Below are 24,044 nucleotides of genomic sequence, written 5' to 3' on the forward strand. Positions count from 1 at the left end.
CGATCGCGGGCGTCCGAAGCAGGGCGGATTCTTCGAGGAATTCTGCGTAGTCCCGTCGGGCCAGCAACAGCAGATCGGCAAGCACGACGGGCTCGGTAGCGCGGCTGCGCTCGATTCGGCGCAACTCTGCGCGAGTCAAAGCGCACCCAGCATGCCTGCGCCGTCGCGAATGCGGTGGCTCAGGCTGCGCGCGCGCTCGAGCTCCCCGGGGTGAAGCGCCTGCTCCAGCGCGTCCAGTGCGGGGCCGGTCTGCCGCTCGAACATGCGCAATGACCAGGCGATAGTTTCGAAGTCAGGGTCCATGCTCTGGCCGAGCGTCCCACGGTCAAACGCGGGAAGGGAGTTGCAGCTCGGCTCGTTGGCGACGGAGCCATGCACCGGCACCGGCACCTCGGCGCGCAGCCAGCGGCGCAACTTCTCGGCGAGCACCGCCATCTCCACCGGCTTGCTCAGGAAGTCGTTCATGCCGGCTTCGAGACAGCGCTCGCGATCCCCGCAAGTGGCGCTCGCGGTGAGCGCAATGATGGGTGTTCGCAGTCCCATCGCGCGAATCTCGCGGGTGGCCTGCAGGCCGTCCTTTTCGGGCATATGCCAGTCCATCAGGATCAGGTCGAACGGGCCTGAGCGGCATGCCGCAATGGCTTCGTTTCCGTTGCCGGCGACAGTCACTCGCTGATGGCCGAGACTCTCCAGCATGCGCCGGGCGACGATCTGGTTCACTTCGTTGTCTTCCACCAGCAGGATGGCGCCTGCATTGCGATCGCTCGGGGCTGGCGCGGCGGCGAGGGTGCACGGCTCAAGTACGTCCAGCGGCAGGCGCAGGGTGAAGGCCGACCCTCGACCTGGTTCGCTGACCAAGCACAGTTGGCCCCCCATCAGCTGCGCCAGCTGACGCGAGATGGCCAAGCCCAGGCCCGTGCCTTCGTACTTCTTGCTCGCCGAGGCATCCACCTGGGTGAAGGGCATGAACAAGCTCGCCTGGTCGGTAGCGGCGATGCCGATGCCTGTATCGGTCACCTGCAGGAAGAGGTGGGATGACATGGCACCCCGGGCGATCCGCGCCGACAGCGAGAATCCTCCGTGGGAGGTGAACTTCAGGGCATTCGCGAGCAGGTTGAGCAACACTTGCCGGACCCGCCCGGGATCCAGCCGGACACAGGGCGGCAGGTCCGGATCGAGTCCCAGGTGGAAGATCAGCCCCTTCTGTCGCGCCTGGACGGCGACCACGTCGCCAATTTCGCCGAGCAGCCGCCGCAGGTCCGTCGGCACCGGATGCAGCGCCAGCCGTCCGGCCTCGATCTGTGAGAAGTCGAGGATGTTGTCGACCAGACCCAGGAGAGCCTTGGCGCAGCTGTCGATCATGGAGACCGCATCAAGCTCGGCGGGCGCAAGCGTTCCCTGCGCGAGCAGACGGGTGAGACCGACGACGCCGTTCAGCGGGGTGCGGATCTCGTGGCTCATGCTGGCCAAGAACTCGCGTTTGGCACGGTTCGCCTTGTCCGCAGCGGCGAGTGCGGACCGCAGCGCACCCTCAGACCGCCTGCGCTCGCTCACGTCCTTGCAGGTCCCGTGGATGCGCAGCGGGCGGCCGTCGGCGGCACGCTCGCTCACCTGCGCCTGGGTGTACAGCCAGACCACCCCATCGGGTGCACGCCGGATCCTGTGCTCGAGGGCGACGCGGTCCGCCGCGCCGGTGAGCAGCCGGTTCCAGGCAGCTCCGATGGCTTGCGTATCCTCGCATTGCTCGATGTGCGGCAGGAGCTCGGCCAGCCGTATCACGCGGTCCTGCCGCGCAAAACCCACCAGCTTTGCCCACCCGCTGCACAGGTACACCTCGCGCCTGCGCAGGTCGACCTCCCAGAGGCCGAGCCCCGCTGCGTCAACGGCGCGCGCGAGCCGTTGATTGCTGGTCTCCAGTTCCTGCTTGAACCGCACGCCTTCGGACGCATCGACTGCTGCGCCGATGAATGCCGTGGCCCCGCGCGGCGGCACCAGCGGCGAGATGCGGATCCGGACCCAGGGCTGGGAGCCGGGCCTGCCGCAGGCGCGAAAGCAGGTGACAAAACTCTCTTCCTGCGCGGCAGCCGCCTTCCATGCTGCGTCGATTTCCCAACGCATCTTCGGGTGCACTGCGGCCACCCACGGCAGGTGCAGCAGTTTCTCGCCACAGCGTCCGGCCAGGCTGTTCCAATGCCCGTTTGCATTCACGAGTCGGCCCTCGGCATCCAGGCCGATCAAGGCGACCGGAACCAGCTCGGCCCACTCTGCCGCTTCAGTCCATCCCGCGTCCTGCATGCTGCTATCTCCCCCAATTCGTGCTGGCCGACGTGCGGTCAGGCGACAGCGCGCCCATCTCCCGCAACTGGTCCTCGACGAGGGCTGCGCATTCGCGCAGCAGTACGCGCCGACGCTCGGTGCCCAAGCCCGCCGTTCCAGCCAGTGCCATCAGCCGTGCGCAGCGGTACAGCCCGAGGTGCAGGGCCCCTTCGCCAGGATGGATCAGGCAATGGCTGGATCTGCAGGCGATCGCCAGCCGCAATGCAAGCAGCAACTCGCGCAGCGCATGTTCCAGCGCCTCGAAAGGCACACCGGTTCGCCGCAGGGTGACCAGGAAATGCTCCGAGCGCGCCAGCCGGCACTTGCGCACCAGACTGGCCATGACCGGGTGCGCCTGCGCGGAGAGGAAAGGCTTGAGCAGGTACGCCGAAGCGTCGCGCGCCGCGGCGGCATCCACGGCATCGCGTTCGACGGTTGCTGAAAGCAGGATGAAGGGCAGGTCGTCGAGCAGGGGCTCATCCCTGATCCGATGCAGCAGCTCCAGGCCATCCATGCCCGGCATCGCCACATCGCAGAAGCAAATCGCCGGCCGTGCGCCGGCCTGAAGCAATTGCCACGCCTGCTCGCCGTCTTCGGCGACCAGGAGTTCGCTGACGTGATGCCGCAAGACGTCACGCATCCATGACCGCGCAAGCGGGTCATCGTCGATCATCAAGGCCTTCATCTTTTCGGAGCGAGGAGCTGCGGAAACGGAGTGGGATGGCCCCGCCGCGGCGGGGATCGAAGGGTCAGGCCGGGATCAGGCGCCTGCGGATCGCATACCGCGTCAGGCCGGCGATGTCGCGGATCTGCAGCCGGTCCATGATGCGTGCGCGGTGCACGTCGATGGTCTTGGGGCTGAGACCCAGCTCAAGGGCCGTGCTCTTCGAAGAGCAGCCGCGGGCCAGGAGCGAAAGAATCTCCAGTTGGCGCGGCGTGAGTTCTTCGGCGGACGCTGGCTTCTCGCCGTCGAGCAAGCGGCGCGTCGCGCTGTTGCTATAGAAGGTGCCCCCGGCGGCAAGCGTCCGCACGGCGTGCTCCAGGTCCTGCACGGCGGCGTCCTTCACGAGGTAGCCCTCTGCGCCTGCGAGAACGGCACTGCGGACCGCCTCCAGGGTGTCGTGCATCGTGAGGACGAGGGTCCGGACTCGCGGATGCAACTTGCGGATCTCGACAATCGCGGCGAGGCCGTCCATCCTCGGCATGGACAAGTCCGCGCACACGACCTTCGGCGGCTCGCTCCGTCGCTGCAGGCAAGACAGCATTTCGAGCAATTCGCAGCCGTCACGCGCTTCGCCGATGACACGGAAGCCCTTGCCGGCCTCTAGCAGCAGACGCAGACCCGCCCGCACCATGTCATGGTCGTCGGCGAGTACTACGGGTATGGGCTTGCTTCCATCGTGTACTTCCATGGAAGGGGTGTCTCCGTCTTGATGCAAGGCGCGCTTGGCGGTGCCGGCGCGGTCCTGAATGTTGGATGCAAACGGGTGGCGGCGTTCCAACGTCGGCCCATGAATTGATTTCGTAGGGCGCATTCGGTTTCGGAATCGCTGGTCACTGCCGGCCATGCGGCCCCCCCGGTCGGACCGGGCAGCAGGACTGCGCTGCGGACTGCATGCCCGCAGGAACAAGTGGAAGCCGGGGGGTCTGCCGACCTTTGTGCAGATGAGGGTTGGGCCGGTCCGACGCGCGAATCCCCATCCGGATCGTTCCGCGGCGGGCTCGACTTGAGCTGGAACTTGCGGTCGATCGGAAGTTCGCGCGCCACCGCCCCCGGCTGACCGAATCATGTCCCGCCTGATGGTCTCCTACTGCGCTGCCGCAGCGGTGGTCGTGTTCCTGTTTCCGTGGCTGATGACGGGGCTGACACCAATTCGCGAGGCTGACGCGCTCACTGGAGCGAATCACCCTCGACTGCGTTGCGCCAACGTCCACGCAGCCACCACCTGCCCAATCGACCGCATGGCGAGCCCGTGACACAAGGCCGGCCCCGCGGCATCGGCGAGTCGGCTCCCATGCCGCCTGAGAAACGCGCGCCGGCGAGACAGCGCGGCTTGGCCAGGTCAGCCGCACACCGCCGGTGTGCGGTCTGGAGTTTTGCGTGATGTTCAGGGCAGTCGCGCGGACCGCGACAGGACGCACTGCGTCAGATCAATAAAGAAAAAAACCACAGGTGGGTGTTGCGCGTGAGGCTAGAGCGATTGCCGGTCAAAGCGATGCGGGGCGCGACCGATCGTGCGCTCGACAGCTGGCCGGCATCCGACCGTCGGAGAAGCCACCAGGCCCGGAAAATGGGTAAAGACTCCGGCAGCCATTCGAACGGTAGCGACTCGCCGGACTTGCTGCCGACGCAATGCAAGACGCCGTCCACGCTGAGGAAGATCCCCCGTGTCGTTGGATGGCTGCGTGTGAGATCGAGCGAAGATCATCGGCGGCGGTGTTCCCGATTCGCGCGGTACCGAGGAAGCCGTGCTGCGCCGTATCGCCGAGCCGGCGCAAGAATCTTCAGCTGCGATCACCGTGGCCATGTCTGCAGCCGGTTCGCTGATGGCCTAAGCCGTGTGACCCGATTCAGGACGCGTCCACGGGGAACTGACCTCGTCGCGCTCACCCGATGGAAGAAGGACGCGGAGAAGAAGGCTCCTGGCGACAGCGCCGCGGGCAAGCTGGACACGAGGTGTTCGATTGCACCCTCAATTGCATCGGCTAAAGGGGCCCAATGAGCTTGGCCTGCATCTTTTCTCGTGCGTTGGCCGTACAGCAAGCTGGCCGCCGGGGACTAGCATCGGACACCATAGGGCGTGCTTACGAATACGCCACAACAGGAGACATCACCATGCTTCGCCGCACCGCTCTCGTCAGTCTCGCCATCGGCCTGTTCGCCGGGCCACTCGCCGCCCTGGCGAACACATGGCCGACGCAGCCAGTGCATTTCGTCGTTCCCTTTCCGCCCGGCGGATCGGCCGATGGATTGACGCGGATGCTCGCACAGCGCATGGAGGCTGAATGGAAGCAGCCCGTCATCGTGGACAACAAGCCGGGCGCCGGCACCATCATCGGGGCGGATGCGGTCGCCAAATCGAATGACGGCCACACGATCGGCCTGGTCATTCCTTCCTTCGCGGTCAATCCAGGCATCAACCCGCAGATGCCATACGACACGTTGAAGGACCTGGCTGCCGTCACCCAGATCAGCACCTTGCCGATCGCGCTCTTCGCGTCCAACACGCTTCCCGTGAGCAACGTGGCGGAGCTCATTGCGTACGCCAAGAAGAACCCGAAGACGTTGAGCTATGGATCTGCAGGCACCGGCTCCACCGCCCACCTGGCCGGCCAGATGTTGAACCAGATGGCTGGCATCGATATGGTGCACGTGCCATACAAGGGCAGTGCCCCTGCGCAAACGGACCTGATCGGCGGGCGCCTTGGCTTGCTGTTCGACTCATTTGTCTCGCAGCTGCCCATGGTCCAGGCCGGCCGCATCAAGCTGATCGCCGCGGGCGGCAGCCAGCGGCTGCCCGGCTTTCCGAAAGTGGCCCCGATCGGCGAAACCGTCAGGGGCTTCGCCGTGGAAAGCTATTTCGGGGTGATCGCGCCGCGCAGCACAGCGGCCCCGGTCCTCGCCCAGATCCAGCAGACGATCAAGCGGGCCATGGCTGATCCGAAGATCGCATCCTGGATGTCCTCGCAAGGTATGGTGCCGGTGGCCTCCACGCCCCAGGAGTTCGAGGCCTTCATTGACGCCGACATGAAGAAGTGGGCCGGCGTGGTGAAGACCTTGGGCGGCAAGATCGAATAGAGCTTCAGAGCCGCGCGAGCAGGGCGTCGAGCTGCTCGATCGCAGCACCAAGCTCCTTCGCTGGCACGCCGGCATAACCCAGTTGCAGAAGCTCGCACGGCAAGTCAGGAGCGCAGAGCACCTTTGCTCCGAGGCCGGACAACCGCAAGTCCGTGCGCAAGTCGGTGGTCGGACCCAGTGGCTGGAGCGATGCCACCAGGCATGAGCCCACCGCCTCGAAATGCAGCCTTCCCGTGGCGCGCCCCTTGCGCAGCATGCCAATCGCGAATTGGCGCCGCTCCTGGTGCGTGCGCCGCAGTCGGTTGGCATGGCGGCCAATGTAGCCTTGGGTGATGAAGTCGCTCAGCACCCGTTGCGTTTGCAGCGGCGCAGTCCAGGGAGACTGTTCCGATGCGGCAGCGAACTGCTCGACCAATGCATGCGGGACAACGACGAAGGCGCAGCCGACGGCGGGAAACACGCTTCGCTCGAAGGATCCGAGGTAGATCGACACCTCTGGCGCCGCGCTGCCCGCCAGCAACGCTGGATGAAGGCCCTCGTGGAACAGATCGAGGTCGCGGTCTTCCTCCAGCATCCAAGCCGAGTGGGAGCGAGCCCACTGCACAAGTGACCGAGTCACCGCAGCGTGTCTCGGCCGCGCGCGCATCTCGAGGTCTTCTGCATTCACCACCGCAAGCGCGGCGGCAGGCCATCGATTGCCTTCGAGGGCCGAGAAATCCGGTGCCTCAATCGAGATTCCCAAGGCTTCGAATGCGTGGCGCAGCGGCAAGGACAGCGTCTCGCGGTGGGCGAGCGTCTTCTTGCACTGTGCCCCGCAGGCGTTCGCGACCAGCAGCACGGCGCCCGCGACCCCGGCTGTGACGAAAACCTGGCCGGCATCACAAGCCATCCCGCGCACCAGTCGCACCCGGTTGGCAATGGCTTCGCGCAGCCGGGGATGCCCTGCAGGGTCGCGCGCCACCAGATCGTCGGGCAGCAAGCTCTTTGCGTGACGTGTGGCGAGCCGCGACCAGAGTGCGCGCGGAAAGAGATCGACCGCAGCCGCGCCTGGGGCCAGCGGCAAGGAGCGGGCGGGCGACATCGAGGCTCCAAGGGCCAGCGCTTTGCGCTGCGGGGCCACAGGCGCCTTCACCCCGCTGGTGACCCGTGTGCCCTTGGCCGTGCGCCCCTGAACGAGCCCGTCGCCTGCCAAGAGGTTGTAAGCCAGATCAACTGTGGTGCGGGACAAGCCGAGCTGCACGGCGAGGCTGCGGGATGACGGAAGCCGGGCACCATCCGGAAAGGTGCCGGCAAGGATGGCCTCCTTGATGGTGTCGTACAACTGCCGGTAAACGGGACCGTGCGCTGCGCGCCGGTGGTTCACCCGGTCCAATGCAATGCCTGCGGCAGCCGTCGACTTGGCTTTCTTTTGTTGCCCGCTCTTGGCCATAGGATCGTCCATGCGTGGTCCCTACAGTAGCAGACCATGGATACATGCAGCAGCATCATGATCAGCGTCGAGGAACTCGCCTCGCGCATTCCGGATGGCGCGCACTTGGCGGTGCCGGTGGACTTCAATGCTTTTTTCTCCGGCGCCGCGATGGAAGTCACCCGCCATCTGATCCGGGCTGGCCGCCGCAACCTGCGCTTGCTGGTGATGCCTTCCAATGGGATGCAGGCAGACATTCTGATCGGCGCGGGCTGCGTCAGCGAGCTCGAATGCGGCGCGATGCTGATGCCTGAACTGGGCACGCCGCCGCGCTTTTCCGAGGCGATGCGGACCGGACGCCTGCAGATGCGCGAATCCACCTGCCCGGTGATCTTCCACGGCCTGGGGGCGGCCGAAAAAGGCCTGCCTTTCATCCCCATCGCCGGGGTGATCGGCTCGGACGTGGTGAGGCAAAGGAACGACTGGAAGGTGGTGGCCAACCCGTTCGACCCTGAACACGACATCCTGCTCGTTCCTGCCATCCGGCCCGATGTGGCCCTGTTCCACGCGCCACTCGCCGACCGGCTCGGAAACGTCTGGCTGGGGCGCCGACGGGAACTGGCGATGCTTGCCCACGCCTGCCGCCGCACGTTGGTGACGGTGGAGCGAATCTTCGATGGCGATCTCATGAACACTCCCCTGTACGAAGACGGTACCTTGTCCAACCTCTACATCGACGCCATCGCGCACTGCCCCGGAGGCTCCTGGCCGCTTGATGCCGGGGCCGAGTGGCCCGGTGATCCGGCGCAGCTTCGCGCGTACTTCCAGGCCGCGCGCACGCAATCCGGTTTCACGCAGTACCTGCAGGAGGTCTTCATGCCGGGGGCACCGCAATGAGCGCGCCGGACCCGTTGGGCGTGTTCTTCCTTCCCGCGCTGATCGGCCGGGAGCTCGCCGGCTGCAGGCATGTCGCCATTGGCTCCGATGGCGCAATGCATGCCGCCGGTGCGCTGCTCGCGCAGGCGCTGCATGGCAAGCCGCGCGTCACGATCCTGGGCAGCCGCGCGCAGCTGTTCTTCTCGGACGGCGGCCGTGAACTCTTCGAGGCGGCGGCGCAGGGGCGCATCGACGGTTTCCTGCTCGGCGGCGGCCAGATCGATGCCGAGGCCAATCTCAATTTCATGGGCCGCGGCCAGTACCCGGCGTTGTCGGTGCGCTGGCCGGGCAACTTCGGCTCTCCTTACCTGTATTCCATGGTCCGGCGGGTGGTGCTCGTGCGCGAGGAACATTCGCGGCGAGTGCTGGTGCCACGCGTTGACTACGTCAGCGCCGCTGGCGCCAGCGGCCCGCGCGTGCACCGCCCTGGAGGGCCCGCGGCCCTGATCACCAGTCGCTGCGTTTTCCGCTTCCGTCCCGCGGTACGCAGATTCGAGCTGCAAAGCGTGCACGGCGGCAACGACCTGCAGGGCATCCGGCGCGAAACCGGTTTCGAGTTCGATCTCTCCGACAGTGAGCCGCCTGCCACGCCGGAGCCCACCGCGCAGGAACGCGAGCTTCTGCGCGGACGTGTGGCCGATGCGCTGGCCGCGACCTACCCGGGTTTCGCTGCCAGGCTGCGGGAGGCCGCATGACCGGAGCAGTCGCGTCCGGGCTGCCAAGCTGGGTCCCCAGCCCGGAACGCATCGCCTCGGCCAACGTGACGGCTCTCAGCCGCCATATCGAGCAGAGATATCGAGTGCGGCTGGGCGACTACGCACATCTGCACAGGTTCTCGCTGGATCACATGGGCCCGTTCTGGGATTGCGTGTGGGACTTCGGACAGGTGATCGGCGAGCGCGGTTCGGGGCCCGCGCTCGTGGAGAACGGATCCATGCTGCATGCCCAGTGGTTCGCGGGCGCGCGTCTGAATTTCGCGGAAAATCTGCTGCGTTGGGGCGGAGAGGCAACGGCGGTGAGCTTCTGGAATGAGTCCGGGCATCGCCTGCGCATGGACCGCGGCGAACTGCGCGCGGCGGCCGCCCGCATGGCCCGTGCCCTGCAAGGCATGGGCGTGCTCCCCGGGGACCGGGTTGCCGCCTACATGCCCAACATTCCGCAGGCGATGATTGGCATGCTGGGATGCGCGTCCATCGGCGCCGTGTGGACGATCTGCGCGACTGACCTGGGCGCGGAAGCGGTGGTGAACCGGTTCTCACAAATCGAGCCGGTCGTGCTCGTGCTCGCCGACGGCGCGTGCTACGGCGGAACCGTCCACGACGCGCGGCGCAAAGGCGTGCAGATCGCCGCGGCACTGCCCAGCGTCCGACACGTGATTGCCGTGGAGTACCTCGCGAGTGGCGAGCCGGCGCCTGAAAGCTGGTCGCGCTTCGCTTCCTGGGACGACGTTCTTGCGCGCGAGGACGCGTCGCCATTCCCCTTTGAGCGCTTCGATTTCTCGCATCCGCTGTACGTGCTCTACAGCTCTGGCACCACCGGATCGCCCAAGTGCTTCGTGCATGGTGCCGGCGGCACCTTGCTGAAGCACATCGCCGACCATGTACTGCAGTTTGATGTCCGGCCCGGCGACACGATCTTTCGCGTCACCGGGTCGGGCTGGATGCTGTGGAACTCCCTGATGTCGGGACTTGCCTGCGGCGCCGCCGTCGTGTTGTACGACGGATCGCCCACTCGGCCCGTGCCGGTGGTGCTCGATATCGCCGAGCGCGAACGCGTGACGCTGCTGGGACTGGCGCCGCCGGTGATCGAGGAGTGGATGCGCAGCGGTCTGGAGCCTTCGAGGACGCACGACCTATCAGCCCTGCGCTGTATTGCAGCCGGAGGCGCGCCGCTGTCGGCGGAGACGGCGGCCTGGGTGCACACGCGCCTGAAGGGCGACGTGCACCTCGTATCGCCCTCTGGCGGCACGGACATCATCTCGTTCTTCGTTGGCGGACACCCGACGGCGCCGTGCTATGCCGGTCAAATTCAGGCGCCGGCGCTTGGAATGGCCATCGATGTCTTCGACGACGACGGTCGTCCCGTGCGCGGCCGTCCCGGCGAACTGGTGTGCACGCGGCCATTTCCCTCGATGCCCTTGGGATTCTGGGGCGACATCGACGGCACGCAGATGCACGCCGCATATTTCAGCACGTGGGCCGGGGTCTGGCGCCACGGCGACTGGGCGGAGACCACACCGCAAGGCGGCTTCATCATCCATGGGCGATCGGATGCAACCCTCAAGGCCAACGGCGTGCGCATCGGCACTGCGGAGATCTACGCGCAGCTAGGGGGTATCAGCGAAATCCTCGAGTGCGCCGCGGTCGACCAGAGGCACGGGCCAGTCCTGCGCATCGCGCTGTTCGTGGTGCTGGCGCCCGGTGCCGTGCTGGATGAGGCGCTGAAGGACCGCATCCACCGAGCCATTGCCAGCGGGGCGTCGCCGCGGCACGTGCCGCAAGTCATCTTCGAAGTTCCGGAACTGCCACGGACCAGCAACGGCAAGTGCTCAGAGGCTGCGGTGCGGGCGGCCATTCATGGCGAGCCCGTGCGCAACGAAGCCGCTCTTGCCAATCCCCGCTCTCTGGCCGCCTTGCGGCGCCTTCACACATCAACCGCCAAGATCCAAGGAGATTGCCATGCTTGAGACCGTTGCCGACCGCCAAGAGCGCGCCGCTGTGGCGCGCGCACTGGACCGCCTGTGGTACACGCGCTGCCCGGTGCCCACCGCTACCGGAATTGCCATCCAGGAAGGCATGTTCGAGCGGGAGTTCGCGCCAGACGGGATCTCTGTCGTCTCGCTGCGCGCCTCGGCAAGCCGTGATGTGCGCGAGTCGCATTTCGACCACCGCCAACCCGATTCCTTCCGGCAGGGTGGCAGTACGCCACCGATCTGGAATCACTCGATCCACCGCGACACCCGGCTGATCGGTCTGACCTGGGTGGACGAATACCAGGCGATCATTGCCCGGCCGGAGGCCGGCATCACCGCGCCGAAGCAGCTTCGCAACCGGCGCATCGGTATTCCGCGTCGCGTCAACGACAAGATCGACTTTTTCGCGGCCATGTGCTTGCGCGGTGCCCACGCGGCCCTCAAGCTCGCAGGCGTCAGTCCCGATGAAGTCGAGTTCATCGACTTGCCGGTGACCGAAGCCTACATGGGAGACACCGCGGAATCATCCAGCGGCCAGCTCTGGAGCGGAGGGCATCGCGCGCGCCGCCAGCAGGTCGAGGCCTTCGCCATGGTTCGCGGCACCGTGGACGCGATCTATGTCAGCGGGGCCGCGGGCCTGTGGCTGCGTGAGTTCCTGGGCGCCCAGGACGTTGCGGAACTGGGCTTCCATCCGGACCCTGAGATCCGCGGCAGCAACCAGCAGCCAGCCACCCTGACTGTCAGCGCTCAGCTCGTGCGTGAGCGCCCGGATCTTGTCGACCGTTATGTGGCGCAACTGGTGCGGGCCTCGGAGTGGAGCAAGTCGAATCGCCAAGCCGCGGTGCAGTCCTTTGCCAACGAAGTCGGGACCTCCTTCGAATGGGCCGAAGCAGCCTACGGCGCGCGGGCACACCTCGACCTGACGCCGTCGCTGGCGGAGCCCATGGTCAGGGGGCTCGAGTCGCACAAGCGATTTCTGCTGGATCATGGCTTCATCAAGAGCGACTTTGACCTGCGGGAATGGATCTACGGCGGCTCGCTCGAGCGGCTCGGTCTGCTGTGACCATGGTGGCCGACGAAGCGCTCCCGCTGTTTGCGGGTTCCATGGCATGGCGGGCAGCGGAGCTGCAGGACAGCGAGTGGCGCTTTGCGCTTGGCGCTGAGGTCCTCGCTGAACTCGAACGGGCGATCGCGATCGCGACCTGCAGCCATGTTCCGGTCGATGCAACACGCCCGGAGGACTTCTGCCTGCCGGCCGCGCGCGCGCTGATGGGCCGGGTGCGGCAGGCCCTGCAGGAGGGCCGCGGGTTCGCACTCGTCTGCGGCCTTCCGGTGCGGGAATGGGGCCAAAAGGACAGCACGCTGGCGTACTGGCTGTTGTCCTCCTTGATCGCGCGACCAGTGGCGCAGAACATGGCCGGCGCGCGGGTCTACGACGTCCAGGACGCCGGCCGCAAGCCGGAACCCGGCTCGGGCGTGCGTCCCGACAAGACCAACGTGGAGCAGTTCTTTCACAACGACAATGCGTACAACCGGTGCCAGCCGGACTATGTCGGCCTGCTATGCATCCGGCCGGCTGTCGAGGGCGGCCTAAGCGGCGTGGCCAGCATCCGCACCATCCACAATGAGCTGCGCAGGCGCCATCCCGACGCTCTGCCGCGGCTGTACCAACCTTTCCTGTTCGATCGCCAGAAGGAGCATGCGCCAGGCGAGCCGCCGCTAGTGAGCGCGCCGATCTTCGCAGCTGCGGGCGCCGACCTGAAGATGCGCATGGGCCTTTTTCCGCTGCTGAACGCCTACCGGCTGCCCGGCAACGAGCTCGACGCGCAGGGCGCCCGTTCGCTCGACGCGCTCAAGCAGGTGCTGGCGGATCCGGCCCTGTGCCACACCTTCGCGATGCAGGCGGGCGAAATGCAGTTCGTCAACAACCTGGGCACTTGCCACCGCAGGACCGCCTTTGTCGATGCTCCGCACAGCAAGAGGCACATGGTGCGGCTGTGGCTGAGGGAGCAGGGCGCGCCGGGCTATGACGGTTGAGCGATTGCAGGCCGTGCCGCGGCCGGATCCAGGCGGCGGGACCGGCGAATACCATGCGTGCCATTCCGACGCAAAGGGCACGATGAGCATGGAACACGACAGGGCGATCCTGGAGGCGGTGTTCACCGATACAGCAAACGGCGATGGCCGGCGATTCGTCGACACGCTCGCCGATGACGTGCGCTGGACGATCATCGGCACCACCTGAACTGCGTGAAAAGAGGGCTGGTGTTTTGCCCCGACTGCGAAACAAATCGGCCATCAGCGCCACGCGTCTGCGAGCCATCAGGCAGCGCACTTTCGAATCCGCGGTGAACGCATGCAAGGCGCTGCAGCGTCCGCAGCCGGCGCTCACGCCGAACTGCGCCAGGCAGGCCTCACTGGATGCGATAGGCCTACGGCACCCATGCACTCGCCAAGCGTGCCGACCGCGTCGATTGCAAGCACCTCGATCTGCTTACGCTCTGAGGAACCGAACGCGCCCAGCAAACGGGGCAAGCGTTTGGCTGATCCGCTTGCCCGGTCACCTCCGCTGCGCTCGCGAGCGGATGAGCGGATAGGCCTCACGAGCGCAGTCCTTTCCGCTGGGCCGGCGCCCGAGGGCGCGTCGTTGCACGCAGCGATCACATCGGCATGCAGTTGAATCTCGCGCATGAGGTGTGCGTCGAGAGCCTCGACTTTCCTTCCCTCCAGTTCAGCGTCAGCTGCCAGGCCGCCGCGGCCGGGACCGCCTTCTTCACGGGGCAGGGCCACCTCAGCCGAAATCGCGGTTCCGGGAGAGTGATCCTTTAGAGCAGGAACTTGAGCTTTCTCGGTATCGATATTTGCACCAACCGCTTCTACAGTCACGGCTTCCAACCACCTGACGAAGAAGCCGAACCATGAGCCGTATCGATATTCCTGCCATCGAATCCCCCGGCGGCGCCAGCGCGAATTTCCGCGCACTGGCCCAGGACTCAATCCCTGCGCGCAACCCCGTCGTCGAAACCATCCTGAGCCGAAGCGCCGCCAAGTACTACGACCCATCCTTCAACCTGAGTGACGAGCAAATCAACGAGCTGGTGCGTATCACCACCACCGCTCCCACATCCTTCCACCTGCAGAACTGGCGCTTCATCGCTGTACGCACGCCGGAAGCCAAGGCTCGGTTGAAGCCGATTGCCTGGAATCAACCCCCGATCACGGATGCGGCCGTGACCTTCATCATCTGCGGCCAGCTGGCCGATGCCAGCGTCATTCCGCAGCGCCTGGCACCATTGGTGCAGGCGGGCATCATGCCGGCGACGATGGTGCCGGAGTGGGAGAACCCCGCGCGCGGTCTCTATGCCGAGTACCCGCAGCAGCAGCGAGACGAGGCGGTGCGCACGGGCGCCATCGCCGCGACCGCGATGATGTACGTGGCCCGCTCTTGGGGCCTTGGCTCGACGCCGATGATCGGTTTCGACGCCGAAGCGCTGGTGCGCGAGTTCGCGCTCGCCGAGGACGAAGTGCCGGTCATGCTGGTGTCCATCGGAGCCGAGCGACCGGGAAACTGGCCGCAAAAGCCGCGCCGGCCCGTCCCCGAGGTGCTGGACCTCGTCTAGCCAAGCACCGCCCGTTTCTTCCCCTTTCCTCCCCTTTCCCCCAATCGTTCAAAACTTGAAGGAGCCTACGATGCCCAGATCCACCCTGCCCACGCCGGAACAGGTGCCGGCCGCCTCGAAGCCGACCCTCGACATGTTCACCAGGAACATCGGCTTCACCCCGAACATGCTGGCGACCTTCGCAACCAGCCCGGTCGCGTTCAACTCGTGGGCCACCCTTCTCGGGTCCCTGAGCAAGACTCTCGACGTGAAGACGCGCGACGCCATCGGCCTGGCTGTTTCCGAAGTGAATGGGTGCGACTACTGCCTGACCCTCCACAGCTACATGGCCGAGCACATGGCCAAGCTGCCCCCCGACGAAATCATTCTCGCCCGGCGGGGTCACGCCACCGACCCGAAGCGGAACGCCGCCGTCCAGTTCGCGCGCAAAGTGGTCGATGCCCGCGGCAAGGTCAGCGACGCCGATCTCCAGGCCGTCCGCGATGCCGGCTACACCGATGCGCACGTCATGGAAATGATCGCGCTCGTGGCCCTGTTCTCGCTGACCAACTTCTTCAACAACGTGTTCGATCCGGAGCAGGACTTTCCGGCCGTGGCCCCAGCCGGCTCCATCTGACCCAACCAATAAGGAGAGATCTCATGAAAGCGATTGTTGTTACGGAGCAGGCAGCCGGAAAGGCCGGCATGAAGCTCGTGGAGCGGCCCGATCCGGTGCCCGCGATCAACGATGTCGTCGTTCAGGTTCATGCCTCGGGATTCGTCGGCACCGAGCTGGCGTGGCCTTCGACGTGGACCGATCGCGTCAATCGGAACCGAACACCGTCCGTCCCAGGACACGAATTCGCCGGAGTGGTCAGCTCCCTCGGCTATGGCACGACGGGACTGTCGGTGGGCCAGCGCGTGTTCGGCATCACCGACTGGTACCGCGACGGCACGCTGGCGGAGTATCTGGCGGTCGAGGCCCGCAACCTGGCGCCCCTGCCCGGTGACGTCGACTTCGCCGTGGGCGCCAGCCTGCCGATCTCGGGTCTCACCGCATGGCAGGGACTGTTCGATCATGGCCGCCTTCGTGCGGGCCAAACCGTGATTGCCCACGGCGCTGCCGGTGCTGTTGGATCGGTGGTGACCCAACTCGCACGTGAGTTCGGCGCTTACGTCATTGGTACCGGGCGCGCCGCCGACCGTCAGGCTGCTCTGGACTTCGGCGCGAACGCGTTCGTCGACCTCGACAACGAGCTCCTCGAAGACGTCGGCGCGGTGGATCTGGTGTTCGATCTCATCGGTGGTGAGATCGGCAAACGGTCTGCGCGCCTGGTGCGAGCAGGAGGAAGGTTGGTGTCCGTCGTCGGGCCGTCCGAGGCGCGCCCCGCCGACGGCTTGGCGGTTGACTTCGTGGTCGAGCCCGATCGCGCACAACTGGGTGAGATCGTCCAGCGCGTGCGGGACGGACGACTGCGCACGCACATCGGCAGGGTCGTGTCGCTCGGGGATGCCGTCGGCGCGTTCAACCGGACCGAGAGGATCAACGGGAAGACGGTCATCCGGATTCGTCCGTGACGATGCGGCGGGAGCGCGGTTCCGCGCTCCCCGCCATCCCGTGAGTCCGTGGCCCGGCGAGCTCGCCTGCCCTGCTACGTCGGCGTCTTGCTGGTGCCGCCCCGCAATGGAGATGAAGATGAATGCGCAATTGCGCCACGTTGAAACGAATCAGGACTTCCACGCTGCCTTCGCGGTCATGCGTGAACTGCGGCCGCACCTGGTCGATGCCGATGCATTCATCGCGCAACTGCAGCGGCAGGCCCACCAGGGCTACCGCCTACTCGGCGCATGGGATGGAATGCAGGTCCTCGGCTTGGCAGGCTACCGTCACCAGGAGAATCTGATCTACGGTCGGTTCATCTACATCGACGACTTGGTCACGACCGGCAGTGTGCGTTCGCGCGGCATCGGCGCGGCACTGATCAACGCGGTGCGCGAAGAGGCGTACCGGCATGGCTGCAAGCAGCTGATGCTCGATACGGCTCTTGGCAACTCGCTCGCCCAACGCTTTTACTTCAGGCAGGGGCTGCTTTCTCGAGCCCTGCATTTCGGTCAAGCGCTTGCCAAGGAATGAGTGTCGCGGGGACCACCGACGCGCTCCGCGTTACGATGGTTGAGCATTGCGACGTGCCGAATTCCATGACCGAAGTCGACTGGCTGAGCCAGCTCCTGCGAATGATCACCGTGACCGGCCGGCTGGAGGTCCGCTGCGCTTACGGCGCCCCTTGGCGTGTTTCCTGGCCACAGGCCGCAGCGAACGAGATTCCTTACCACATCGTGCTCAAGGGCCGGGCCATTCTCAAAGATTCGGAGATGGACACGGTCACGGAACTGGTGGGCGGAGACATCGTGCTGCTGCCTCACGGCTCGAAGCACGTGCTGGACGATGGCAGTGGACAGGCCCCGGCGCCCACGCACAATCGCCGAGATTCGGCAGGTTGGATGCTCAGTGAGAACGATGGGCCGGGCGAGCGTCTGGATCTGTTGTGCGGGAGGTTCTTCGTCAGGCAACCGCATGACCGCTTGATTCGCAATTACCTGCCCACGAACGTCGTCATACGGGCGTTGGGCAGCAACACCGCCGAAGCTGTCGGCTCCGCTTCACAGCACCTGACCGGTCTGATGGGCCTGATGCGGCTGGAGTCCACCAGCGACAAACTGGGCGGGAATGCCGTGCTGAACGCGCTTTCCTCGGCGCTGTTCGCACTCGTATTGCGCGCAGCCAGCGAAACCGAGGATGCCCCACCAGGCTTGCTGGCATTGGCCGGCCATCCACGTCTGGCGCCGGCGATATCAGCCCTGTTCGCCGATCCGGCGCGCCCGTGGACGCTGCCTGAGTTGGCGGACTTGTGCAGCATGTCGCGCGCGACCTTCATGCGGCACTTTCAGGACAAGCTGGGGCGCTCGGCCATCGACCTGTTGACCGATATCCGCATGAGCCTGGCCGCCAACGAGTTGAAAAAGCCGGGGATGACAACGGCGGGTGTAGCCGAGTCCGTAGGGTATCAATCCGAGGCGGCATTCCGGCGTGCGTTTGCCGAATGGATGGGGATGACGCCCGGACAATGGCGCCGTTCGACCGGCGACGGTCGGTAGCGGGAGCTCTCGCGCAGGCGTTGGCGAATCCCGAGCGCTGTGCTTCATGTGGGCGACGCCTTCGCGGGATCCGCTCGGCACAGCAGTCTTGTCGGATGTTCATGGCTTCACACATGCAGCTTTGTCCCGGCGCCAGAGCGACGCAACGCGTGCAGATACGACAGCCGCGAAGCGCCGCGCGCTCAGCGTTGTCACCATGTTGTCATGGAGACATGCGATGCATGAAGACACTTCTGTCCTGGCCTTCGGCCTCGTCGCACCTGGGCATGGCGCTTACGCAAGACCCGGGCATGATCTACCTGGTCTCTCGTTCGGTCTGCCCGGGCGCGCCGCGGGGCTGATCTCGCCAGGCGAGGTCGCGCTCGGCTTGGTCGTCGATGTGTTGTGTGCGGCACTTGGCAGCACCGCGCTGCTGCTCGCATGCCGTTTGCGTCCGACGCTGCCCAAAACGTCTCCCTCCGAAGTGATGCATCGGACACCACGCTCGAAGGCGACGGTGTGTGCCGAGGAGTGCGCGGCGACAGCGGACTGCTGGGGGTCCGTGAAGGCCAGCAGCTCGACGCCCGGGAGGCCGGGGCGGCTTGGCCGTTTCACAAAGAAGCAAGGCTCCCACCGCGCCGCGGCGCGAGGGGAGCCTGATGCGGCTGCACGCCGCGGCGGCCAACGCAGTGGCACGGGCAGTTAGCGGACGATCGCGTCCCCCTGGCTGGCCAGCTTGGTGGCAGCCGGCACGCGGCTCCGGTTGGCCGCCAGGTAGCCGGCGCCGCTGTCTTCGCCGGTGAACGCGGCAACCTGGTCACGGGCGGCGATGTAGTCGGCCGTCACCGCTTCACGGCTGGTGTTGCTCTTGAAAGCGCGCAGCGGGTTGTAGTGCATGGACCAGGGGTTCACGCCTGCTTGCTTGTATTGGGCCAGCTCCGCCTGCACGTCGACCCGGCTCTTGACAGAGACGAACGGCTGCTCGGGCACGGCGGTGGGGGTTTCCGCCAGCACTTGGCCGCAGAGGGCGGCAGCAGAGACGGCGAGGAGGGCGGCGGCATAGCGGTTCATGGAATTTCCTTTCAGTGCTTGGGAGCCGCTACTGTAGGGTTGACCAATGCAACTGTCGATGCGCAATCAGCTCAATAAGGTGCTCGAAAGGATCACACCGCAGGAATTCCATCCACCGCGTCATCCGCAGGAGCGGCCCGGCGCCGACCGCCCGAACAGGGGCAGGCCGCTCTCCGGCAGGCGTGATCGCAGCACGTGCCCTGACATCGAATCCACGATGTACAGCGCGCGCAGGTCGCTGCCCCCATGCCATGTTCGCCATGTGGATGTGCTGCGGGGAAGGGGGCACGACGAGATGCGCGGACGGCAGGCGCGCGTCGAAGCGCCGATCTTTCGAATGCGCAACGGCGAGCACGAGATCGTCAGTACGGCGGCCGGATTCGAGGGGTAGGCGCACAAAGTGCCGTCCCACCCCTTCACCGTTGACAGTCTCGGAGGGCCGAAGCAATAATAGCGAATCGCAAGTAATATTCGATGGAGACAGGCCTTGTTGAATTCCGAGAGCAATGAAATCCTGACCCGGGTGGGCCCTGGCACTGCGATGGGTGGCCTGTTCCGCCAGTTCTGGCAGCCGGCCCTTCTGTCCGAAGAGCTGCCGGCCCCAGATTGCCCGCCGGTGCGCGTACGCCTGATGGGCGAGAACTTCGTAGCGTTCCGCGATTCCGCCGGAAAGGTCGGCCTGCTGGACGCACATTGCCCTCATCGTCTCGCCGACCTCTTCTTTGGTCGCAACGAGGAAGGCGGGCTTCGTTGCGTGTACCACGGCTGGAAATTCAGCGTCACGGGCGAAGTGCTGGACATCCCGTGCGAGCCCGCGGGAAGCCCGATGCGCTGCAACCCCAACATCCGCGCGAGGGCGTACGCAGTGCATGAGGCCGGTGGCCTCGTGTGGGCCTATCTCGGCCCGCGGGAATCGATTCCTCCCCTCCCCGAGATGGAGTTCATGAGCCTGCCGGCCGAGAACGTGTATGTCTCAAAGTGCTTGATGAGGTGCAACTTCCAGCAGGCACTGGAAGGCAGCATCGATACCGCCCACCTGACCTTCCTCCATCGGTCCATGGCGCCCATGGAAAAGGACGTGTTCGCCGTTGGCGAGCTGCAGGAGTTCGGCGATGCCGATGGGGCGCCCCGATTCTTCTGCGAGGACACCGACTACGGCATGCGGATCTCGGCGCGCCGGGAAGGAGGGCTGGACTCCTACTACTGGCGCATCACGCAATGGTTGATGCCCACGACGGTCCTGGTTCCCACCGGCGAGGACCTGGTCTGCAGGGCGAATCTGTTCATTCCTATCGACGACGAGAACTGCTGGTGGTATCGCGTGCGCTACCACGTCCGCCGCCCTCTCACCGGCGATGAGCTCGCCGAGTACAAGCACGGAACGCTGGACTACGCGAAGCTGGTGCCGGGAACCTACGTCCCGGAGGGCAGCCGGGCCAACGACTACCTGATGGATCGCGGCCTTCAGAAGAGCGGATCCTTCACGGGCATTCCGAGCGCGCAGTTGCAGGACATCGCTGTGCAGGAGAGTCAGGGGGCGATTGCGGACCGAACCAAGGAGCACCTGGGTACCTCTGACACCGCAATCGTCAGGTGCCGCCGGCGTCTGATCGCCTCCGCAAAAACGTTCCTCAACGAGGGGGTCGTCCCCGTCGCGGTTGCCCGCGGCGATCTCTACAAGCGCAGGGCCGTGGCGATGCTGCTTCCAAAGGAAGTGACGGCGGAACAGGCAGGCACTCACCCGGCCACGGTCCCGACGGCCTGATGCCGCTCCAGCACGCAATCTGCCGCTGCGCGGCGCTTCGGGCGGGGTCCCGCCGTGAAGTCGGCAACTGCCCGGTCGGGACCTCACCCATTCAACCTTGAAGGCCACTACAGTGAGAATGAATACGACGTTCGGCTGGATGTTCAGGCTCCTAGCGATCGTGCTGGTGCCCCTTTGTGCCTTTGGCGCTAAAGCTCAAGGCAAGGACGCGTGGCCTTCGAAGCCGATCCGCTTTGTCGTGCCGTTCGCGGCCGGTGGCTCGATTGATGTCCTCGCGCGCCTGATGGGTCGCCACCTTGAGGCGCGACTGGGACAGTCCTTCATCATTGAAAACCGCACGGGCGCCGGGGGAACGGTCGGGGCAGATTTTGTGGCGAGAGCGCCCGCGGACGGGTACACCTTCCTGTTCACTGCGCAAGGGCCACTGGTGCTCAACCCGTTCCTGATGAAGCACCTACCGTACCGGGCCGAAACCGCCTTCACGCCTGTCACGATGGTGGCCGAAGCGCCGAACGTGCTGGTCTCGAACCTGGACTTCCCCGTCTCGAGTTTCGTCGAGCTGCGCGCTTTCGCGAAGTCCAATCCCGACAAGATGACATTCGCAACCCAGGGCGTTGGAACGACGGGCCACGTCACCGGAGAATTGATCAACCAGCGAACCGGAATCGGTCTTACTCATGTTGCCTACCAAGGCTTTCCCAGGGCGCTGACCGATGTTCTTGCGGGACGGGTAGGGATGATGATCGGCGACACCATCAACCTGTTGCCGCGGATCCACTCCGGCCAGCTGCGGCCGATTGCCATCGCGTCCGCGAAACGTAGTGCCGTACTTCCCGACGTGCCCACGTTCGCCGAGGCAGGCTATCCGGAGATTGTGTCAGGCCCGTGGTATGCGGTGCTCGCGCCCGCGGGGACCAGCATCGAGATCCGTCGAAAGCTTGCCGATGAAATGCGTCACGTGCTCGGCCAGCGTGAGGTGCAGGAGAAGTTCAGGGAACTTGGTGTCGAAAGCCGCGACCCAACGCCCGAGCAGTTTGACGCCTACCTGAAGGCGGAGTACAGGCGCTGGGGTGCCGTGATCCAGAAGGCCGGAATCACCGTGAACAATTGAACGCCATCATGCGGTGGTGCCCAGCGCGGCGGCTCGGTCTTCCAGCAGTGACATGACTTGAAAAAAGATCTCGGCATCGGCCTCGGGAATCCCGGCAAGCAGGTCGGCCTCCACCTGATTGATCATGTCCTCCACTTGCCTGTGGACCTTCTTTCCCGCGATCGTGAGGCTCAGTCGCAGGCGTCTCCTGTCTTCCGCATCTACGCCTCTCAGCACGTAGCCTTGTTCCACCAGCTTCTCTATGGCGCGGGCGACGAAGAATGCATCCGTGCTCGTGCGCGCCGCCAGCTGTGTGGCTGAGATCGGTTCGAACCGGCCGATGACGGCCATGACTCGCCAGCCGATGACGGTCAGACCGAACTCGGCCTTCCACCGCGGCGAAAGATAGCGCGTGATGCGGGCGGCAACTGAAAGACATCGGTATGAAATTCTGTCTTCAAGAAGGACACGGGCAGCCTTGGGCATGTCTGGATTGTAAGGAGCGAGGCATCGCGCACGGCGTCCATGGGAACGAGAGGCAAGCCATGACAGCGTGCTCGCGAGTGTCTCGGGCGCGCAGCGTGCGCCGCCCCGACTTCACCCTGTTCTTGTTTTGATCGCGCGAAGCAATGATGGTCGCGACCGTTTTCCGCCGGCTCCCACATCGACCTGGATGGGCCCGAAGACATTGCACGCCGGTACGCGCCTGTCACGCTCCAGGAGCGGAGCTGGCCCCGGACCTGGTCACCAAGGTGCTGGTGGTGAGCCAAGCCGGCTGCGAGTCACGCCGGAACGATCATCGCCATCGGATTGAATTGCAAAGTGACAAGGCATGGCGGGAACGCTCACAGCTACCACGGGCACGTTGCGGCGCACCGGCAGGAGTGCGCAGTCCTGCGGCGGAGGAAGGATCTTCAGTGCGGAAGTCCGACTTCAGAACTGCAGGCATTGGGTTGAAGCCTGGAGTTGCAAATCGGGTGCGCGCCGGAGTCGGCCCCATGAGCGTCAATGCGCTCGGGCCAGCGTTCCCGCTGCGAACGCTGGCCGCGACTGGCTTGGCGGATCACTCGTCGGGCCGGTTTGCACAGCCAGGTCAAGCCGTCGCGCAACGCGACTGCTGGTTTGCCGGAAGCAGATGTCCAGGACGAGCAAGCTGGCCGACGAATGAGTACCTGCAACTGGTTGCGCGAGGGAGCCTTGACGCCGCGCCTGCGCGCACGGCGCGAATCGCGAAGGCGGCGTGATGCAAGCTGAAGCGACGCTCGAGCTGCGGGTGCGGTGCATGGAGCGCGCGGCGGATGGGGTCTTGTCACTCACGCTGGAGCATCCGCAAGGCGGCGAGTTGCCGCCCTGGAGCGCAGGCGCGCATGTGGACCTGGTCTTCGAAGGTATCGGCACCGCGCAATACTCGTTGTGCGGCCCGCGCGGCGACCGCTGCTGGCGCGTCGCCGTGCTGCATCAGCCCCAGGGGCGGGGCGTGTCGCGCCACATCCATGGTGCCCTGCGGCCGGGCGACCGCATCCGCGTCGGGCTGCCGCGAAATCATTTTTCGCTCGAGCCGGCGCCGGAATATCTGTTCATCGCAGGCGGCATTGGCATCACGCCGATCCGGGCGATGATCGAGGCCGCGGATTCGGCTGGCACGCCCTGGCGGCTCGCCTATGGCGGGCGTCGCCGGGCCGCGATGGCCTTCGCGGACGAACTCGCGGCACGCTCCGACCGCGTTCGGCTGTTCCCGCAGGACGAAGCGGGCGTGCTGCCGGTAAGCGCGCTGCTCGCCGAGGCCGCTCACGGCACGGCGGTGTACTGCTGCGGCCCTGAAGGTCTGATTGCCGCCGTCCAGGCGGAGAGCGAACGCCTGGGCCGTGCGGTGCCGCACTTCGAACGGTTTTCGGCAGCACCTGCGGGCCGGCGGGGCGAGAACAGAGCCTTCTCCGTGGTGCTGGCCAGAAGCGGCGTGACACTCGAGGTCGGCGCTGCAGAGAGCATCGTCGACGTGCTCGACGCGCGCGGAGTGTTTGTACCGACCTCGTGCCGCGCAGGCGTGTGCGGCTCCTGCGAAACGCGGGTGTGCGCCGGCCGCATCGAGCATCGGGACTCCATCCTGAGCGACGCGGAGAAGGAGCGCGGCGACACGATGATGGTTTGTGTCTCGCGCGCCTGCGGCGATCGCCTGACACTGGACCTCTGAGCCCTGCGCCCCACGCGCATGCTTGCGCCGCTGCCATGGACG

Annotated in this window: 22 protein-coding genes and 1 pseudogene; 17 read left to right on the forward strand and 6 right to left on the reverse strand. The window is 65.7% G+C overall.

Going from position 1 to position 24,044, the window contains the following annotated elements:
• Positions 1-135 precede the first annotated feature (135 nt).
• The 3 genes from WG923_RS26665 to WG923_RS26675 all read right to left on the reverse strand — a co-directional run bounded on the left by WG923_RS26665 (position 136) and on the right by WG923_RS26675 (position 3,818).
• Positions 136-2,295 (reverse strand): PAS domain-containing hybrid sensor histidine kinase/response regulator, encoded by a 2,160-nt coding sequence (locus WG923_RS26665; RefSeq protein ID WP_340354058.1) that lies wholly within the window; start codon positions 2,293-2,295, stop codon positions 136-138.
• 4 nt (positions 2,296-2,299) lie between these two features.
• On the reverse strand, positions 2,300-2,989 hold the full coding sequence (locus WG923_RS26670; protein WP_340354059.1) for a response regulator: 690 nt from the start codon (positions 2,987-2,989) through the stop codon (positions 2,300-2,302).
• Between the two features lie 76 nt (positions 2,990-3,065).
• Positions 3,066-3,818 (reverse strand): response regulator transcription factor, encoded by a 753-nt coding sequence (locus WG923_RS26675; protein ID WP_340354060.1) that lies wholly within the window; start codon positions 3,816-3,818, stop codon positions 3,066-3,068.
• 1,334 nt (positions 3,819-5,152) lie between these two features.
• Here WG923_RS26675 and WG923_RS26680 point away from each other — a divergent pair.
• Positions 5,153-6,115 (forward strand): tripartite tricarboxylate transporter substrate binding protein, encoded by a 963-nt coding sequence (locus WG923_RS26680; RefSeq protein WP_340354061.1) that lies wholly within the window; start codon positions 5,153-5,155, stop codon positions 6,113-6,115.
• A gap of 4 nt (positions 6,116-6,119) precedes the next feature.
• Here WG923_RS26680 and WG923_RS26685 read toward each other — a convergent pair whose 3' ends face one another.
• Positions 6,120-7,556, reverse strand: coding sequence for an aminotransferase-like domain-containing protein (locus WG923_RS26685; RefSeq protein WP_340354062.1), 1,437 nt, complete (start codon positions 7,554-7,556; stop codon positions 6,120-6,122).
• Positions 7,557-7,601: 45 nt separating this feature from the next.
• Here WG923_RS26685 and WG923_RS26690 point away from each other — a divergent pair, with 45 nt between their 5' ends.
• The 12 genes and pseudogenes from WG923_RS26690 to WG923_RS26745 all read left to right on the forward strand — a co-directional run.
• Positions 7,602-8,420 (forward strand): CoA transferase subunit A, encoded by an 819-nt coding sequence (locus tag WG923_RS26690; protein WP_340354063.1) that lies wholly within the window; start codon positions 7,602-7,604, stop codon positions 8,418-8,420.
• Entirely contained in the window at positions 8,417-9,154 is a 738-nt protein-coding gene (locus WG923_RS26695; RefSeq protein WP_340354064.1) for a CoA-transferase, read from the forward strand. Before WG923_RS26690 ends, WG923_RS26695 begins: the two co-directional genes overlap by 4 nt.
• Entirely contained in the window at positions 9,151-11,145 is a 1,995-nt protein-coding gene (locus tag WG923_RS26700) for an acetoacetate--CoA ligase (protein ID WP_340354065.1), read from the forward strand. Before WG923_RS26695 ends, WG923_RS26700 begins: the two co-directional genes overlap by 4 nt.
• On the forward strand, positions 11,138-12,214 hold the full coding sequence (locus WG923_RS26705) for an ABC transporter substrate-binding protein (RefSeq protein ID WP_340354066.1): 1,077 nt from the start codon (positions 11,138-11,140) through the stop codon (positions 12,212-12,214). Before WG923_RS26700 ends, WG923_RS26705 begins: the two co-directional genes overlap by 8 nt.
• Before the next feature lie 2 nt (positions 12,215-12,216).
• Positions 12,217-13,188 (forward strand): TauD/TfdA family dioxygenase, encoded by a 972-nt coding sequence (locus WG923_RS26710; RefSeq protein ID WP_340354067.1) that lies wholly within the window; start codon positions 12,217-12,219, stop codon positions 13,186-13,188.
• On the forward strand, positions 13,178-13,396 hold the full coding sequence (locus WG923_RS26715; RefSeq protein WP_340354068.1) for a hypothetical protein: 219 nt from the start codon (positions 13,178-13,180) through the stop codon (positions 13,394-13,396). Before WG923_RS26710 ends, WG923_RS26715 begins: the two co-directional genes overlap by 11 nt.
• 673 nt (positions 13,397-14,069) lie before the next feature.
• Positions 14,070-14,771, forward strand: a complete 702-nt coding sequence (locus tag WG923_RS26720) for a nitroreductase family protein (protein WP_340354069.1) — start codon at positions 14,070-14,072, stop codon at positions 14,769-14,771.
• Positions 14,772-14,841: 70 nt separating this feature from the next.
• Entirely contained in the window at positions 14,842-15,387 is a 546-nt protein-coding gene (locus WG923_RS26725) for a carboxymuconolactone decarboxylase family protein (protein WP_340354070.1), read from the forward strand.
• A 23-nt stretch (positions 15,388-15,410) separates the two neighbouring features.
• On the forward strand, positions 15,411-16,328 hold the full coding sequence (locus WG923_RS26730) for an NADP-dependent oxidoreductase (protein WP_340354071.1): 918 nt from the start codon (positions 15,411-15,413) through the stop codon (positions 16,326-16,328).
• A 112-nt stretch (positions 16,329-16,440) separates the two neighbouring features.
• A complete protein-coding gene (locus tag WG923_RS26735) occupies positions 16,441-16,884 on the forward strand; it encodes a GNAT family N-acetyltransferase (RefSeq protein WP_340354072.1) in 444 nt (147 codons plus the stop codon).
• Between the two features lie 65 nt (positions 16,885-16,949).
• Positions 16,950-17,906 (forward strand): cupin domain-containing protein, encoded by a 957-nt coding sequence (locus WG923_RS26740; protein ID WP_340354073.1) that lies wholly within the window; start codon positions 16,950-16,952, stop codon positions 17,904-17,906.
• A 217-nt stretch (positions 17,907-18,123) separates the two neighbouring features.
• Positions 18,124-18,347, forward strand: a pseudogene (locus tag WG923_RS26745) (LysE family translocator); the annotation flags it as partial.
• A 240-nt stretch (positions 18,348-18,587) separates the two neighbouring features.
• Here the strand turns inward: WG923_RS26745 and WG923_RS26750 are convergent.
• Positions 18,588-18,956, reverse strand: a complete 369-nt coding sequence (locus WG923_RS26750) for a DUF4148 domain-containing protein (RefSeq protein ID WP_340354074.1) — start codon at positions 18,954-18,956, stop codon at positions 18,588-18,590.
• Positions 18,957-19,002: 46 nt separating this feature from the next.
• Here WG923_RS26750 and WG923_RS26755 point away from each other — a divergent pair, with 46 nt between their 5' ends.
• The 3 genes from WG923_RS26755 to WG923_RS26765 all read left to right on the forward strand — a co-directional run bounded on the left by WG923_RS26755 (position 19,003) and on the right by WG923_RS26765 (position 21,832).
• Complete coding sequence (locus tag WG923_RS26755) at positions 19,003-19,347, forward strand: hypothetical protein (RefSeq protein WP_340354075.1); 345 nt, start codon at positions 19,003-19,005, stop codon at positions 19,345-19,347.
• Positions 19,348-19,443: 96 nt separating this feature from the next.
• A complete protein-coding gene (locus tag WG923_RS26760) occupies positions 19,444-20,721 on the forward strand; it encodes a Rieske 2Fe-2S domain-containing protein (protein WP_340354076.1) in 1,278 nt (425 codons plus the stop codon).
• Positions 20,722-20,839: 118 nt separating this feature from the next.
• Complete coding sequence (locus tag WG923_RS26765; RefSeq protein ID WP_340354077.1) at positions 20,840-21,832, forward strand: Bug family tripartite tricarboxylate transporter substrate binding protein; 993 nt, start codon at positions 20,840-20,842, stop codon at positions 21,830-21,832.
• Positions 21,833-21,838: 6 nt separating this feature from the next.
• On the opposite strand, the gene WG923_RS26770 is transcribed toward WG923_RS26765, so the two are convergent.
• On the reverse strand, positions 21,839-22,297 hold the full coding sequence (locus tag WG923_RS26770) for a MarR family winged helix-turn-helix transcriptional regulator (RefSeq protein ID WP_340354078.1): 459 nt from the start codon (positions 22,295-22,297) through the stop codon (positions 21,839-21,841).
• Between the two features lie 757 nt (positions 22,298-23,054).
• Here WG923_RS26770 and WG923_RS26775 point away from each other — a divergent pair.
• Positions 23,055-24,002 carry a PDR/VanB family oxidoreductase gene (locus WG923_RS26775; protein WP_340354079.1) on the forward strand — a complete coding sequence of 316 codons (948 nt, stop codon included), beginning with the start codon at positions 23,055-23,057 and terminating at the stop codon, positions 24,000-24,002.
• The last annotated feature ends 42 nt before the right edge of the window (positions 24,003-24,044 follow it).

Source organism: Ramlibacter sp. AN1133, from assembly GCF_037890035.1.
Classification (GTDB): domain Bacteria; phylum Pseudomonadota; class Gammaproteobacteria; order Burkholderiales; family Burkholderiaceae_C; genus Ramlibacter.